The organism is Acinetobacter sp. YH16053 (genome assembly GCF_013417035.1).
In the GTDB taxonomy this organism is placed as follows: domain Bacteria; phylum Pseudomonadota; class Gammaproteobacteria; order Pseudomonadales; family Moraxellaceae; genus Acinetobacter; species Acinetobacter towneri.
Genome location: NZ_VPEP01000003.1, coordinates 144,673 through 160,482 on the forward strand (window position 1 = coordinate 144,673; position 15,810 = coordinate 160,482).

Consider the following 15,810-nt stretch of genomic DNA (forward strand, 5'->3'; position numbering starts at 1 on the left):
CTAAGTATCGCCTAAAAGCATGAACCAGTTACATTAATCTGCTAAAAAAATTGTAAGTCCTGCCATGAAAAGATACTTCATGCAGCAGTTTGATGCAAAGCTTGTACAAAAAACTCAGCAGAAATGTGATTTGCGTGTAGAATGTGCGCGATTAAATGAATTGTTTTTGCAGGTTATTCTATGTCGGCTACGACGATTAAGCCTTGGGTGGTTGGCAATTGGAAGATGAATCCGATACATGCCGATGCTCAGCAACTTATTTCTGAATTTAAAACATTATTACAAGACAGCCCTGTAGAGGCTGAAAAGTGTCATTTGGGGATTGCACCTGTCACTTTGGCTTTAACTCAAATTCAAGCTGCATTGAGCGAAGCAGTACGTCCTGTCTATACCGTTGCACAAGACCTTTCCCGTATTGCGGGTTTGGGTGCATATACAGGCGAAGTCAGTGCAGAATTGCTAAAAGACAGTCAAATTGATTATGTATTGGTTGGGCATTCAGAACGTCGTGAACTTTTTGCAGACACACCAAGCATTTTGAATGAAAAAGTTAAAAATGCCTTGCAGGCAGGTTTGACAGTTATTTATTGTGTGGGTGAAAGTCTGCAACAACGTGAAAGCGGTCAGGCAGAGCAAGTTGTTTTGCAACAAATTTGTGATATTGCTGCTGTGGTTGACGCTGAGCAATGGCAACAGATAGTGATTGCGTATGAACCTATTTGGGCAATTGGTACAGGCAAGACCGCATCACCTGAAGATGCGCAAACCATGCATGCAAAAATCCGTGAAGGTTTAAGCCAAATCACCGCTTATGCGGTGACTCTACCGATTTTATATGGTGGTAGTGTAAAACCAGAAAATGCCGTAGAGTTAGCAGCCTGCCCAGACATTAATGGTGCTTTGGTCGGTGGTGCATCCTTAAATGCGGCATCGTTCCATCAAATTGCGCAAGCCTTTGCAAATACACAATAATGAGGAGTTCAGCATGCAAACATTTGTGCTGGTAGTACATATTATCTTAGCCATTTTAATGATTGGACTAATTTTGGTTCAGCATGGTAAAGGTGCAGATGCAGGCGCTTCTTTTGGTGGCGGTGGTGCGGCAACCGTATTTGGTGCGTCAGGCTCAGGTAACTTTTTAACCCGTTTAACGGCAATTTTAACAGCATTGTTTTTTGCAACCAGTTTAACTTTAGCGGTGTTTGCCAAGAAACAAACCACAGGTGCATATAGTTTGCAGACTGTACAAACGACTGCACCTGCACAGCCAGTATCGCCTGAAACTTCACCAACTGCGCCTAAAAGCGCTGAATAATTTTATTTAGCACTTTCTTTTTTCGCATGATGCGACTAGAATGCGTCACAGCTGCGGTGGTGGTGGAATTGGTAGACACGCTACCTTGAGGTGGTAGTGCTTTCGGGCGTGGGGGTTCAAGTCCCCCCTTCCGCACCAACTTATAATCCAGAAAACATAAGTTGGTGTTAAGCAGCAAATCTGTTGATGCGGGATGGAGCAGTCTGGTAGCTCGTCGGGCTCATAACCCGAAGGTCGTTGGTTCAAATCCAGCTCCCGCTACCAATCAATCCTAAGCTTATCGTGAATTAAGCGTAGGCAACTTAAATTATTTTAGGTTGAGATAAGTATTTACATGTTGTTGCGGGATGGAGCAGTCTGGTAGCTCGTCGGGCTCATAACCCGAAGGTCGTTGGTTCAAATCCAGCTCCCGCTACCAATATTTTAAAAGTGTGATTATGCTCTAATATGAGTTTTACGCTTTATACTGACTAAGGTGCAACTTAAGTCAGGCAAAAATGCTAAGTTTGATTGAAAACTTATTCATATTTGTATATAATTTTTGCACGTTGATGCGGGATGGAGCAGTCTGGTAGCTCGTCGGGCTCATAACCCGAAGGTCGTTGGTTCAAATCCAGCTCCCGCTACCAAGTTTCTAATGGTGTGGTACGTTAGTTTTAGTTGATTGAATTCAGCATAATAAACTAGCAAAGATGGTTAGATTTAGTCTAATCCCCGCAACCAAGTTTCTAAAGAGGCTCACAACTAGGTGGGCCTTTTTGCACAGTGGATATTGGTTTTACTGTGCAAGAATAGGGGCGATTACGCCCTTTTTTATTGGCTATCGTGTAGTGTCGATACAAGCCGTGCGCGGCCTAAAGTCAAAGTGTCATGTTTCACTACTACTATAGTTTGTATGAATGTGTAGTGGTCAAATAAGACCATTGAACCGCAGCAGAATGACGAGAGTAAATGAAGCTATCAAATAAAACTCAAGCACTTCAGGACTTAATTGCGCCAGCAGTGCAAGCATGTGATGTGGATCTTTGGGGAATCGAGTTTATTCCACAAGGTAAGCGTTCTTTGTTACGTATTTATATCGACAAAGCTGTCGATGAAAATGCAGAACCTGTCTTAAATGAAGATGGCGAATTAGAGCAAGGTCGTGGTATTGGTGTACAAGATTGTGTACGTGTAACCCAGCAAGTTGGTGCAATGCTTGATGTGCATGATCCAATTTCAGGTGAATATGCGCTTGAAGTGTCATCACCGGGTTGGGATCGTCCATTTTTCCAATTAGAGCAATTGCCTGCGTATATTGGGCAAACCATTGCGTTACGTTTAATCAGTGCTGTAGAAAACCGTCGTAAATTTCAAGCGAAATTGGTTGCTGTAGATCTGGAAAATGAAACCATTCAGGTCGAGGTGGAAAAACAGCAGGTATTGGAGATTGACAGTCACAATATTGATAAAGCTAACCTGATTTACCAAGATTAATCAAATTAATAAGAATCTGAACGAATAGGTGACTTATGGCACGTGAAATTCTTACCGTCGTTGAAACGGTTAGTAACGAAAAAGGTGTAAGTCGTGAGGCAATTTTTGAGGCGCTTGAACAGGCTCTTGTTGCTGCGACGAAAAAGAAGTTCTACGAAGGCACAAACTCAGAAGAAGCACGTTTACGTGTGGAAATTGATCGTAAAACAGGTGACTACAGCACTTACCGTCAGTGGGAAGTGGTGGCAGATGAAGATCATGAAATGCCTGCATGCCAAGATGCAATTTCTGATGTAGACCCTGCAAAGTGGTCAATTGGCGATATTCGCGAACTTGAAGTTGAGTCAATTGACTTCGGTCGTATTGCTGCGCAAATTGCCAAGCAAGTGATTGTGCAAAAAATTCGTGAAGCAGAACGCGCATTGGTTGCAGATGCTTATGAAGCTAAAGTAGGCGAGCTGATTTACGGTGAAGTGAAAAAGCAAACCAAAGATGGCTTTATTATTGATTTAGGCGACAATGCAGAAGCATATTTGGCGCGTGAAGAAATGATTGCCAAAGAAATTTTGCGTCCTAAGCAGCGTGTGAATGCAATTTTGTACAGTGTGAACCGTGAAGGTCGTGGTGCTCAATTGTTGTTGTCACGTGCTAAGCCTGAAATGCTGATTGCGTTGATGAAAAAAGAAATTCCAGAAATTTCTGAAGAAATCATCGAAATTAAAGCCGCAGCGCGTCAGCCAGGTGTACGTGCAAAAATTGCAGTAAAAACCAACGACCATCGTATTGACCCTGTAGGTGCATGTATTGGTATGCGTGGTACACGTATCCAAGCGGTACAGCAAGAGTTAAATGGTGAGCGTATTGATGTTGTGGTGTGGTCTGATGATCCAGCACAATATATCGCCAGTGCTTTAGAGCCAGCCGATGTATCGGGTATTGTGATTGATGAAGAAGAACGTACTGCCGACATTATTTTCGCAACCAGCGATCAGTTGGCACGTGCAATTGGTTCACAAGGTCAAAACGTACGTTTAGCCTCTGAACTCACAGGTTATAAGCTGAACATGATGCTTGAAGAAGAGTATCACGCACGTCAGCAAAATGAAGCGCAACAATACTTAGACTTGTTTGTTTCACGTCTAGACATTGCTGAAGATTTGGCGATGGCATTGGTAGAAATGGGCTTCACTTCATTAGAAGAAATTGCGTATGTTCCTGCGGAAACATTTGACGAAATTGATTTAGATGAAGAAATTGTTGAAATGTTACAAGGTCGTGCCAAAGAAGTGGCATTGGCAGACGCATTGCAACAGCAAGAAAATATCCAAGATCCGAGTGCAGAACTTCTAGCAATGGAAGGCATGACACAAGAGATCGCTTATGCGCTTGCCGCTCGTGGTGTCATCACAGTTGATGATTTAGCTGACCAAGCAACTGACGATATCGAAGATATTGAAGGTCTAGGTACAGATAAAGCGGGTCAATTGATTATGAAAGCGCGCGAATCATGGTTTAACTAGGAGGTAATATATGACGGACAAGTCGATTAAAGAGTTAGCGCTCAGTGTAGGTCGTCCAGTTGAGAAACTCCTGGAACAGGTTCGTGACGCAGGTTTACCACAGCGTAAGGCTGACGATATTATTTCCACTGAACAACAAAGTACCCTAGTGAACCATTTAAAAAAAGTTCACGGTCAAGAGGGTAATGCAGGACAAATCACGTTGAAACGTAAAACCACCAGTACCGCTAAAGTGGCAAGTACTTCGGGCAAAGCGAAAACGATTAATGTAGAAGTTCGTAAGAAGCATACATTTGTAAAGCCTGATCCTGAACAGATTAAAGCGGAAGCACTGGCAAAAGCACAGGCGGAAGCAGCTGAAAAAGCGCAAGCAGAACAGCAAGCACGTGACGTGGCAGAAAAGAGCAAAGCGAAAGCAGACGCGCCTCAAGCAGGTGCTGCAAAAGCGAAACAAGCTTTAGATGCAATGCGTGCAGCAGCGAAGCAAGAAACAGCCAAGCAAGAAGTTGCGAAAGCTGCGGTTGTGGTGAAACGTAAGTCAACCAACAAGCCAATTGTGAAGCAAGCAGTGAAGGTCACTGAAACGCCTGAGCAAAAGAAAGCACGTGAAGCGCAAGCAGCTCAGTTGAAAGCGACTGAAGAAGCAGCACGTCGTAAAGCGGCTGAAGAAGCGCAGCAACGTACGCTTGAGCAAATGCGTCAGATGGCATCTAAATACTCAAATGAAGATGCAACCGCTACCATTCGTGTGGTAGATGATTCTCCATTGGCGGCTGGTCTTGTGGGTCAGGCTTATGAAGATTCATTTGCCAAAGAAGACCGTGAAATCAAGCGTGGTACCAGCACCACCAATACACGTTCACCGAAAAAAGGTGGTCGTCGTGGTCAGGAAGAACAGTCTTTCAGCCAAAACTCACATAAACGCGGTTTGAAAACGAGCCAAGCCAACAAGCACGGCTTTGAAAAACCAGTTAAAAAACAAGTTTATGATGTTGAAATTGGTGCAACGATTGTGGTTGCGGACTTGGCTGCAAAAATGGCAGTTAAAGTACGCGAAGTTATTAAATCACTCATGAAAATGGGTGAGTTAGTTACGCAAAACCAAGCGATTGAGCAAGAAGTTGCAGCACTTGTAGTTGAGGAAATGGGCCACAACCCAGTTCTAGTATCTGATACGCAAGCTGAAGATAACTTACTTGAAGCTGCTGAAGAGGCACGTGGTGTTCAAACGACACGTCCACCAGTGGTGACCATCATGGGTCACGTTGACCATGGTAAGACATCATTACTTGACCGTATTCGTCGTGCCAAAGTGGCTGCAGGCGAAGCGGGTGGTATTACCCAGCACATTGGTGCATACCACGTACAAACCGATAAAGGCATTATCACCTTCTTAGATACACCGGGACACGCAGCGTTTACTGCAATGCGTTCACGTGGTGCGAAAGCGACAGATATCGTGGTATTGGTCGTTGCGGCAGATGATGGTGTGATGCCACAAACTGCAGAAGCCATTGACCATGCGCGTGCAGCGGGTACACCAATTATTGTTGCCATTAACAAAATGGACAAAGAATCGGCTGATCCAGACCGCGTATTGAATGAATTGACCACCAAAGAAATCGTACCTGAACAATGGGGCGGTGACGTACCTGTTGCAATGGTTTCGGCGCATTCAGGTCAAGGTATTGATGAACTTCTTGACTTAATTTCAATTCAAGCAGAAATGATGGAATTGAAAGCATCTGAAGAAGGTGCAGCGCAAGGTGTGGTGATTGAAGCGCGTGTAGATAAAGGTCGCGGTGCAGTGACGTCAATTCTGGTACAAAACGGTACTTTGAATGTAGGTGACTTGGTACTTGCAGGTTCATCTTATGGTCGCGTACGTGCCATGACCGATGAAAACGGTAAGCGTATTAAATCTGCAGGTCCTTCAATTCCAGTTGAAATTTTAGGTTTACCTGAAGCGCCAATGGCAGGTGACGAAGTTCTTGTTGTAAATGACGAGAAGAAAGCACGTGAAGTTGCCGATGCGCGTATGGATCGTGAGCGTCAAAAACGTCTTGAGCGTCAAAGCGCAATGCGTCTTGAAAACATCATGGCATCAATGGGCAAAAAAGACGTTCCATTTGTCAATGTGGTATTGAAGACCGATGTACGAGGTACTTTGGAAGCCTTGATTGTTGCATTGGGCGAGTTGTCTACCGATGAAGTACGTGTACGTGTGATTGGTTCAGGCGTAGGTGCGATCACTGAGTCTGACGTTACGCTTGCAGAATCTTCAGAAGCTGTATTACTGGGCTTTAACGTACGTGCTGACAATACTGCGCGTCAAAAAGCCGATGCCGATGGTATTGACATTCGTTACTACAGCATCATCTATCAATTAATTGATGATGTGAAAGATGCGATGAGCGGTAAGCTTGCACCTGAACACCGTGAAACTATTTTGGGTGTTGCAGAAGTGCGTGAAGTGTTCCACTCAAGTAAGTTCGGTGCAGCTGCAGGTTGTATGGTACTTGAAGGCGTACTTCACCGTAACAAACCAATTCGCGTATTACGTGATGATGTGGTGGTATTCCAAGGTGAGCTTGAGTCACTTCGTCGTTATAAAGACGTGGTGGAAGAAGTTCGCGCAGGTATGGAATGTGGTCTTGCAGTAAAAGGCTATAAAGACATCAAACCACTTGATAAGATTGAAGTGTACGATGTTCAATTGATTAAACGGAGTCTTTAATGGCGGGTAGTCAACGTCTGAAGCGTATGGCGGATACAGTACAGCGTGAGCTGTCAGAACTGATTCGCCAAGAGCTGAAAGATCCACGCTTAGGTGGTCTTGTGACCATCTCTGCAGTGAAGGTGAGCCCAGACTTAGGATATGCGGAAGTGTACGTGACCGTCATGGGACGTGAATTAGGCGATGAGCAAAGCGAAACGGCAAATAAAGAAACCTTGGATGTGTTGAATAAAGCATCAGGCTTCTTGCGCCATGAGTTAAGCCGTCGTATTAAGACACGTATTACCCCGCGTTTGCGTTTTCACTACGATAAAACCAATGCCTATGGTAACTATATGTTTGGTTTGATTGCAGAAGCGGTAAAAGATTTACCTCCTGCAGCACCTAAGCAAGATGAAGAATAAATCAGTGATGATAAAAAATGCCACCTTCGGGTGGCATTTTTTTGTCTATCAGAATCAATGAATGTTTATCTATCATGTTTGAGCTTTTGCAATGTAAGCAAGATCATATGGGATACGATGCTTTTTTTTGCTCTACACCAAATCATCATTAGATTTTTTTTCGTAGCGACGTAAATTACGACGTTGGCGTTGCCACGGTAATGGACGATCTAAGGTTTCAGGCACATTACCACTCATCGAACGTAAACGTAAATGAAGTGCGGCCTGCGCCATTAAATTGGCAGAAACAGGCGCGGTAATAAACGCAAATAGGGTGATTAATACTTCTGCAAAGCCAAATCGTCCTTCAAATGCCGCATAAATAATGGCTGCAATTAAGAAACTGCCTAGTCCTAAAGTGCTGGATTTTGTAGGGGCATGCAGTCGCATAAATAAGTCGGGTAGGCGAACCATGCCAATGCCGCCCACCAACATGAAAAATGCGCCAATAATTAAAAAGAATGACACTAAAATTTCCATGAGTAATTGCATGTTCATTCTCCTTAATCAATCACATGACCACTGGTGAAGTAACGCGCCAGTGCTGCAGTAGACACAAAGCCTAGCATCGCCACCAATAACGCACCTTCAAATAATGAGGTACTGGTCCAATAGATACCCAGAACCACCACCAAGCAGGTCGCATTTAAAAACAAGGTATCCAAGGCCAACAGGCGGTCTACAATTGAAGGGCCAATAATCAGGCGATATAGGCACATAAACATGGACAGCGTAATCGCAACCATGCAGATTCCAAGTGCATAAGGCAGAATCATCATTGCTTTTCTCCTGACTGTGCACCAAAAATTTCAATCAGCGGTTTTTCATAACGATTTTTGATGTCTTGAATATCTACACTTTCATCTGCAGTGTTTAAGGCATGCACCAAAATATCGCCACGGTCTTGGTCAATACCTGCTGTAACCGTGCCTGGTGTGGTGGTAATGATCATCGCCAAAATACTGTTGACCTGTTCGTGTTGTGTTTCGAGAGGGACACGGAACCATTTTGGCTGCATACGGTCTGTTGGGCCAAGTACCAGTTTTGCGACACGAATATTACAAATCATAATATCCCAGACCACCACGAAGAATAAGCGAATGGCTGCAGTCCAGTTGATGTCTGGTGTACGCGCAATAAAGGGCTGGATCAGTTTGGGAATCAAGAGCGCCAAGACCAGTGCCATCAACAGATTCCCTGCAGAAACACTATGCGCCAACATCAGCCAACTCAGTGCCACCAAGACAGATACAAACGGGTGTGGCAGCAGGTTATCCCAAAACGAAGTTTTTGGTCTTGTTTTTTGCATGTTTAGGGCTCCGCAGGTTTGAGTTGAGTATCGCTAGGTTGCTGTGCTTCCTCACGATTTTGCTGTTGAATCTGACGTTGTTTATAGTCAGAAATATGCTCGCCTTCCAAGGTGTTTGGATCAATCACATAGGGAATTAAATGTGCATTGGTGTCAATTGCTTCGCCACCGTACTTGGTTTCAGGTAAGTACAATGGATCATAAGGTTGTACGCTAATCACATTTGCAGCACGGTCTTTTTTCAGAATCAGTGCTTCATAGGCCGCATTATGTTGAATCTGCTGTGCAGTATTCAGCATATATTGTTGAATTGGATTGGCAAATACCACGTACAGCACTAAACCCGTTAGGAGAAAATAAATGACACGGTCATTGCGGGGCGGTGCAATCGCAGGTAGTGCCTGATATTCATAATAGGCTTCAGTTTGCGCATCATCTTCAGGTTTGGTCGCGCGCCAAAATAAAATAAAGCCGACACGGGTGAATGCAATAATACTCAGCAAGCTGACCAAGAGAATAATGCCAATAATCCAGCCTTGATGTGCCATATTGGCGGTGGCTTGCAAAATAAAGACCTTGCCCAAAAAGCCACTAAACGGTGGCAAACCTGCCATCATTAAGGCAATCATGAAGTATGTGATTGCCAGTACTTTGTGTTGCTTCATTTGCGGGGCAATATTGAAGTGATCTTTAAATGCGCCACGTTGTGAGGTAATCCAGCCACACAGCAAATAGAAAGCCGCTGCAATTAAGGTACTGTGTACTAAGTAATACAGTGCGGCTGACCATGCCTGTGTGTTCAGCATCGAAATGGCGATCAGGATCGTACCAATCGAAGACAGCACCATAAAACCGACAAAACGACGTAAGCGCTCTGCACCAATTGCGCCAATGACCCCATACAGTGAGGTAATTAGACCAATCGGCAGCAACCAGTCTTGTAGGATTTTATGGCTCAGTGCATCATCAAATACGGTTCCATTGACCCGCAAAATAGCATACACACCGACTTTGGTCATGATGGTGAACAAGGCTGCTACAGGAGTTGTTGCCACGGCATAGGTTTTAGGTAACCAAAAACCGACAGGAAGCATGGCAGCTTTAATACCAAACACCACAAATAGCAGTAAGCCACCTGCCACCGCAATTTTATGTGCATCAGCATCGAGTAGGGGAATTAGACGCGCCACATCGGTCATGTTTAAACTGCCGACACTACCGTAAATCATCCCTAAGCCAATTAGGAAGAGGGCAGAGGCTAATAGGTTGATGGTGACGTAATGAATCCCGAGTTGAAAACGTGCTTTGCCTTGACCGTGCAATAACAACACATAAGAAGCAAGGAGTAATACCTCAAAGAAAACGAACAGGTTAAACAAGTCACCTGTGAGGAATGCACCGCAAAGTCCCATGAGCAGGAAATGCACCATTGTGTGAAAATAGCGACCACGTTCATCCCATTTTTTGCTGGAAAACCACAGTAATGGCAAGGCAAGTGAATAAGTCAGTACCAACATGAGGGCAGACAGTTGATCTAGCACTAAAATAATGCCAAACGGGGCGGCCCATTCGCTCAAATTATAAATAATAATTTGCCCACTGCTGACTTGAATTAAATAGCTAATTGCAGTGACTAAACCGAGTGTGGCAGAAAGATAGCTAATGCCACGACGCCATGGCTGACGCCAGTCATGTGAGAGTGAACCAAAGCCCGGATTGCCTAATAGCACTAAAATAAATGCGGTAAAGGTTGGAATCAGGATGCTAAAAATAGGTGAATGCTGTAGCCAAAATTGGAGGAAATCAGTCATTATGGCTCATCCTCACGTGGGTCAAGCAGTGGATGTTCTTCTTTGGCATCGACGTGGTCTGTCCCTGTTTCATAACGGCTACGCAGCGCCAATTGCACAATAAATGCGGTGGTGGCAAAACCAATCACAATTGCGGTTAATACCAAGGCTTGTGGTAATGGGTCGGTGACTTTTGAAGCTTCAGTCAAAATTGCAGGTGCATTGAGCTGAATACGCCCCATGCTGAATAAGAAAATATTGACGGCATAACCAATCATCGCCAAGCCCAAAACCACAGGAAAGGTACGGGCACGTAAAATTAAATAGATTCCTGTCGCGACTAACATTCCAATGGCAGACGCAATTAAAAACTCAATACTAATCATTGCATTACTCCTTTGGAAGTGGGCCAGACATGCCTGAGTGACGTGAGTCGCCCAAGACAGAAATCATCAACATTACCGCACCAACCACCGTGACATACACGCCTACATCAAATAAGGCAGCCGAAGCGAGGTGCATTTCACCAATAATCGGAGGATTGACATAAATATGTGCGCTGGTGAGGAATGGACGTCCCCAGAACCATGCGGCAAGTCCTGTCAGACCTGCAATACTTAAACCCACGCCAATCCAGATTTCGTATAAACGTCCAGATTTAGCTTTGAGCATTTGTTCGGTGTGGTCTTGACCAAGCGCAATGTATTGGATGATCAACGCCATTGCGGTAATTAAGCCCGCAATAAAGCCACCGCCTGGTAAGTTATGACCGCGCAAGAAAATATACAGGCTGACCACAAGGGCGATAGGTAAAATCCATGAGGCGGTAATCCGCAGCATCAACGGTGAAGGATTAAAGCGATAGGTTAAACCTTGGGTCATGATAGTGCCGTGCGCACGCATACCATCCATTAAACACAGCGTACCAATCGCAGCAATGCCCAAGACGGTAATTTCACCAAAGGTATCGAAACCACGGAAGTCCACCAAAATGACGTTGACCACGTTGGTTCCGCCACCGAGTGGAATGGATTGCTGATTAAAGAACCATGAAATTGAATTGTGGTTGCGAGTCATAACCAGCCACGCAATCCAGCCGATACCAATGCCGCCACCAATCGCAATGAAGGCATCTCGCCAACGACGTGAACGGCTAGATTCATACGGGGTCAATTGTGGGAGCAGCGATAGACTCATCAGCAATAAAACAGTGGTGACGACATCAACCGTGATTTGAGTTTGTGCCAAGTCGGGAGCAGACAGTCCGACAAACATCATGGTGACGACCAAGCCAACTGCACCGCTGATTAAGACAGCTTTGATGCGCTCATGGTGGAACCACAGCATCATCCAGCAGGCAGAGAACAGCAATAACCATAAAACAATGGCAATCATAGGCGCATGTGTGAGTTCACGTGTGCCAGTTGTTAATCCCTGATTGAATAATGGTAGCGCGACCATGAATACCGTAAAAGCAATGATCCACACCAAATAGCTTTGCAGTGAACCATTTTCGGTTTTACGTTTGATTTTGCGTGAAACTTGTAGCAAATGTTTTAAGAATAATTCAAACAGCAGTTTGCCTTGGAATTGACCTAAATGTGGGTCGAGGTCAATTTCACGGATTTTTCCACCTTTGGCGAGCGAGAAATAGAAAATGATCCCGCCAAGCAGTGCAATAACACTCATCAGCAGGGGAAGATTAAAGCCATGCCAAATTGCCAGATGTATGCCTTCAAACTGCGACAGTTGGGTACTGGCACGAGTCGTGCTATTGACAATATGCTCGACCAATAAGGCAGGCAAGATACCGACCAAAATACATAAGATCGCCAAGAGTGTTGCTGGTGCTCGCATCCCAAAAGGCGGCTCATGTGCATCTTTATTCGGTACATCTTTACCAATTGGGCCATCAAAGAACACGCCATGTACTAGGCGAATTGAATAGGCAACAGCAAAAATACCTGCGAGTGTGGCAACCAATGCAGAAATGAGCATGACAGGGCCTGACAAATTGGCCAGTAGTTCTGTAAAGAACATTTCTTTGGACAAGAAGCCATTGGTCAGTGGTACACCTGCCATTGAGGCTGCGGTGATCATGGTTAAGGTGGCAGTAAACGGTAGCAGTTGCCACAAACCACTGAGTTTGCGTAAATCGCGTGTGCCTGATTCGTGGTCAATAATCCCCGCAATCATAAACAGCGCAGCTTTAAAGGTGGCATGGTTAATAATGTGGAAGATTGCCGCTGCCACTGCCAGTGGTGAACCAATGCCGAGCAAACACATGATCAGCCCTAAGTGGCTGATGGTAGAGTAAGCCAATAAGCCTTTTAAGTCTTCTTTGAAAATGGCAAAGAAGGCGGCTATACATAGGGTAAACAAGCCAATAAAAGTGACCAAATTGTGATACAGCGCTGCCCCTGCAAAAATTGGCAATAGGCGTGCAACTAAGAAAATCCCTGCTTTGACCATTGTGGCTGAATGCAGATAGGCCGATACAGGTGTCGGTGCAGCCATGGCATTCGGAAGCCAGAAGTGAAACGGAAATTGCGCACTTTTGGTAAATGCACCCAATAAAATCAGCAATAAAGTTGGTACAAATAAATGATGACTTTGAATTTGTTCAGTCATCATTAAGATTTGGTCAATTTGATAGGTGCCTGTGATTTGCGCCAATAACACAAAACCACCGAGCATGGCGAGTCCGCCCATGCCTGTAATGGTCAGTGCCATACGTGAGCCGCGTTGTGCTGCCTCGTAATTGCTCCAATAACCCACCAATAAGAAAGAAGAAATACTGGTCAGTTCCCAAAAAGTCAGCAACAAAATCAGGTTATTGGAGAGCGAAATTCCCAACATGGCAGCCATAAACAGCATGAGGAGAACATAGAGTTTACTGAGCGAGTTTTGTGGACTTAAATAATAATAGGCATAAATAAAAATGAGTGTGCCGATCCCCGTGATCAGCAAGGAGAATAATAAACCAAGCGCATCTAGACGAAAGCTTAAATCAATCCCCAACTGTGGCAGCCAAGACCATGTTTGAATGATCGTTTCGCCATTAAAGACTGCTTTTGCTTGAGTCAGGAGCAGAATAAGACTGCTCAGACTGACGCCAATCGCCCCTAAAGCCGTTACCCCGCGTGAAAATTGTTTCAGCCACGAGACAAGGGTTGTGCCCAGTACTAACGGTAACAATATAATAATCGGTAGCACACTCATATCCATTGTCGTGAATAGGTTGAAAACCTAAAGGATGAATCTTATCTTCCAAGGATTACAGGACAGCAACACACCATCCAAAAGATTCAATCTTGAAAGCCAATCAGTCGTGTCAGTAAACACGTAGTCTATTGTTTTGATGAGCGTATTGTCGCAACTTAAACTCAAAACAAGATCATGCAAAAATAATTTTACATGGCTAGGCGGCTCAAGCAGCAAAAAATATGCTGATCTTTCGCTGACGATGCAGCGAATAAGGTTGTGCTTGGTTTGGTTAAAGCTGTGTTAAAAATATTTAGATGCGTCAATCTACAACCTAGTTGAACTATGGATGAAGTTGATCTGCATCTGCTGCATTTTTACAGCATTCACCGTGTTTGAAAGGTCAATAGACACTATTCAAGGTATAAAAAAGTTGTATTGCGCAACTTTAAAAACTACAGCAAAATCGGATTTTACTATAAAAGTTCAAAATTAATCTGATTTTATTACATGAATAAAACAACATCAATTTTTTTTGCATACAGCAAAGTCATTATATACCGTCTGTTATATGCGGGATAAAGTATTTCCTTGCTTTTTGCCCAAGTATGCGTTGAAAGACTTCGGCAATTAAGATTCAGGCAATTGATCAGGTGTTGGCTCACTATCCAATTGCTGTAAGCGTTGCAGCAATTCCTGTTTTTGTTCGGCAGTTAAATGGTTTTGAATCTGCTGCAAAATTTCAGCCGTGCCTAATTGTGTTGGGTTTTGTTCTTGTAGGCTGACGTCTTCTGTCGTGTGAGTGGTTTCTAGCACATCAGCATAAATTTCTGCAAACTGCGGTTGTAAACTTTGCCATGCGATGGGATGCAGCTGTTGATGTTCCAGTTTTAAACATTGAAAGCGTTCCGCTTGTTCCAAAAGTTCGCTGCGGTTGCCTGTGGCAATAATTTGTAAGCGCGGAAAAGCTTGATGTAAACGGGTCAGTATTTGTGCGGCCTGTTGTTGATCGAGCTGATGATCAATCTGGTCAATCAACAAAATACCATCTCCCTCGCGACACGGATACAAACTGTTTGGGTTTAGCAAACAGAGGCGCCGTACAACATCCCCAACTAATGCAATCCAGTTGCGCTGACTGTTCGATAGTTGTTGATACAATAACTCTTTGCCCTGACAACGCACCATGAGTTGTAGCTTTGGCAAATATTGCAGATAAATATCTTCAATTTCAGGCAGTACAATCTGTAAGGCATCTTTGAGTGCTTGCAAACTTGGCGCATGCATTTGTGAGTAAGCATGTAATAGCGACTGATTTAGTGCCTGTGGCAACTCACTTTGTTGTTGCTGATACAACTTGTGTAGCAATTGCGCACTTTGGGCATTTTCAATATCAGAAATTTCCCGCAACCATTCAAAAAAACGGCTAAAGGTGGTGAAAGGAATCGCTGCAATTTCGTAGGCATGCCCAGGCTGTAAAATCAGTGGGTTATTTTTATTGAGTAAATTGACTTCATTTACAAAGCGTTCCGCAGGGTAGTAGGCAATCAGCGGTAAACCTTGCATTGGGTCATGTCGAATAGCATGCTGATAGAGCTGCACCATTTTTTCCAGTTTAGCGGTTTCTACTTTGCTCACCCCAACAGCATTGCTGTTCAGGGTTTTATAGAGTTGCCAGTCACAGTGTTGAGTATTCTCAATTTGTGTGTTGCTTGATTCTGCTAGGCTGCCAATTTCTGCTGGAATCTCGACACACACATCAATTTTTGCTTGTAGGCGTGTTTGCATAATATCTTGATCTTGCATGACCAAGCCCGCAGTGCGTAAATCTTTATAACGTGCAGCAAACCAGGTCAGTGCCTGATAACTAAAGCGTAATAGCGAAGTCTTCCCAGCACTTTGGTCGCCTAAAATAAGGGTGATGGGAAGATCGTGATAATTCAGTTCAAGTTTTAAGTCTGCAAAATGGGTGATGTGTCTGAAATGAACCGATGTAATTTTCATAGCGCACCTGCT

At 44.1% G+C, this 15,810-nt stretch carries 13 protein-coding genes and 4 tRNA genes; 10 read left to right on the top strand and 7 right to left on the bottom strand.

Features of this window, described 5'->3' with window-relative positions:
- Nucleotides 1-180: 180 nt before the first annotated feature.
- The 10 genes from tpiA (at nt 181) to FTV43_RS04130 (ending at nt 7,452) form a co-directional block, all read left to right on the top strand.
- Nucleotides 181-972 (top strand): triose-phosphate isomerase, encoded by a 792-nt coding sequence (tpiA, locus tag FTV43_RS04085; RefSeq protein ID WP_019836081.1) that lies wholly within the window; start codon nt 181-183, stop codon nt 970-972.
- A 13-nt stretch (nt 973-985) separates the two neighbouring features.
- Complete coding sequence (secG, locus tag FTV43_RS04090) at nt 986-1,315, top strand: preprotein translocase subunit SecG (protein ID WP_004975868.1); 330 nt, start codon at nt 986-988, stop codon at nt 1,313-1,315.
- 53 nt (nt 1,316-1,368) lie between these two features.
- Nucleotides 1,369-1,453, top strand: a tRNA-Leu gene (locus FTV43_RS04095).
- A gap of 49 nt (nt 1,454-1,502) precedes the next feature.
- A tRNA-Met gene (locus tag FTV43_RS04100) sits at nt 1,503-1,579 on the top strand.
- Nucleotides 1,580-1,656: 77 nt separating this feature from the next.
- Nucleotides 1,657-1,733: transfer RNA gene (locus FTV43_RS04105), tRNA-Met, on the top strand.
- A gap of 134 nt (nt 1,734-1,867) precedes the next feature.
- Nucleotides 1,868-1,944: transfer RNA gene (locus FTV43_RS04110), tRNA-Met, on the top strand.
- Nucleotides 1,945-2,266: 322 nt separating this feature from the next.
- Nucleotides 2,267-2,791, top strand: a complete 525-nt coding sequence (gene rimP / locus FTV43_RS04115) for a ribosome maturation factor RimP (protein ID WP_004975871.1) — start codon at nt 2,267-2,269, stop codon at nt 2,789-2,791.
- Between the two features lie 35 nt (nt 2,792-2,826).
- Nucleotides 2,827-4,311: a transcription termination factor NusA gene (gene nusA / locus FTV43_RS04120; protein ID WP_179994920.1), complete on the top strand. Its 1,485-nt coding sequence runs from the start codon at nt 2,827-2,829 to the stop codon at nt 4,309-4,311.
- A 10-nt stretch (nt 4,312-4,321) separates the two neighbouring features.
- Nucleotides 4,322-7,048 (top strand): translation initiation factor IF-2, encoded by a 2,727-nt coding sequence (gene infB, locus FTV43_RS04125; RefSeq protein WP_004975874.1) that lies wholly within the window; start codon nt 4,322-4,324, stop codon nt 7,046-7,048.
- Nucleotides 7,048-7,452 (top strand): ribosome-binding factor A, encoded by a 405-nt coding sequence (locus FTV43_RS04130; RefSeq protein ID WP_004975876.1) that lies wholly within the window; start codon nt 7,048-7,050, stop codon nt 7,450-7,452. The genes infB and FTV43_RS04130 overlap by 1 nt, the downstream gene beginning before the upstream one ends.
- Nucleotides 7,453-7,584: 132 nt before the next feature.
- Here the strand turns inward: FTV43_RS04130 and FTV43_RS04135 are convergent, their stop codons facing one another.
- The 7 genes from FTV43_RS04135 to FTV43_RS04165 form a co-directional block, all read right to left on the bottom strand.
- Nucleotides 7,585-7,983, bottom strand: coding sequence for a Na+/H+ antiporter subunit G (locus tag FTV43_RS04135; RefSeq protein ID WP_019836076.1), 399 nt, complete (start codon nt 7,981-7,983; stop codon nt 7,585-7,587).
- A gap of 11 nt (nt 7,984-7,994) precedes the next feature.
- Nucleotides 7,995-8,270, bottom strand: a complete 276-nt coding sequence (locus FTV43_RS04140) for a monovalent cation/H+ antiporter subunit F (protein WP_004975880.1) — start codon at nt 8,268-8,270, stop codon at nt 7,995-7,997.
- A complete protein-coding gene (locus FTV43_RS04145; protein WP_004975882.1) occupies nt 8,267-8,800 on the bottom strand; it encodes a Na+/H+ antiporter subunit E in 534 nt (177 codons plus the stop codon). The genes FTV43_RS04140 and FTV43_RS04145 overlap by 4 nt, the downstream gene beginning before the upstream one ends.
- A gap of 2 nt (nt 8,801-8,802) precedes the next feature.
- A complete protein-coding gene (locus tag FTV43_RS04150) occupies nt 8,803-10,611 on the bottom strand; it encodes a monovalent cation/H+ antiporter subunit D (protein WP_179994921.1) in 1,809 nt (602 codons plus the stop codon).
- Entirely contained in the window at nt 10,611-10,976 is a 366-nt protein-coding gene (locus FTV43_RS04155) for a Na+/H+ antiporter subunit C (protein ID WP_004975886.1), read from the bottom strand. The genes FTV43_RS04150 and FTV43_RS04155 overlap by 1 nt, the downstream gene beginning before the upstream one ends.
- 4 nt (nt 10,977-10,980) lie before the next feature.
- Nucleotides 10,981-13,818, bottom strand: a complete 2,838-nt coding sequence (locus FTV43_RS04160) for a monovalent cation/H+ antiporter subunit A (protein ID WP_179994922.1) — start codon at nt 13,816-13,818, stop codon at nt 10,981-10,983.
- Between the two features lie 606 nt (nt 13,819-14,424).
- Nucleotides 14,425-15,798 (bottom strand): AAA family ATPase, encoded by a 1,374-nt coding sequence (locus FTV43_RS04165; protein WP_179994923.1) that lies wholly within the window; start codon nt 15,796-15,798, stop codon nt 14,425-14,427.
- Between the last annotated feature and the right edge of the window lie 12 nt (nt 15,799-15,810).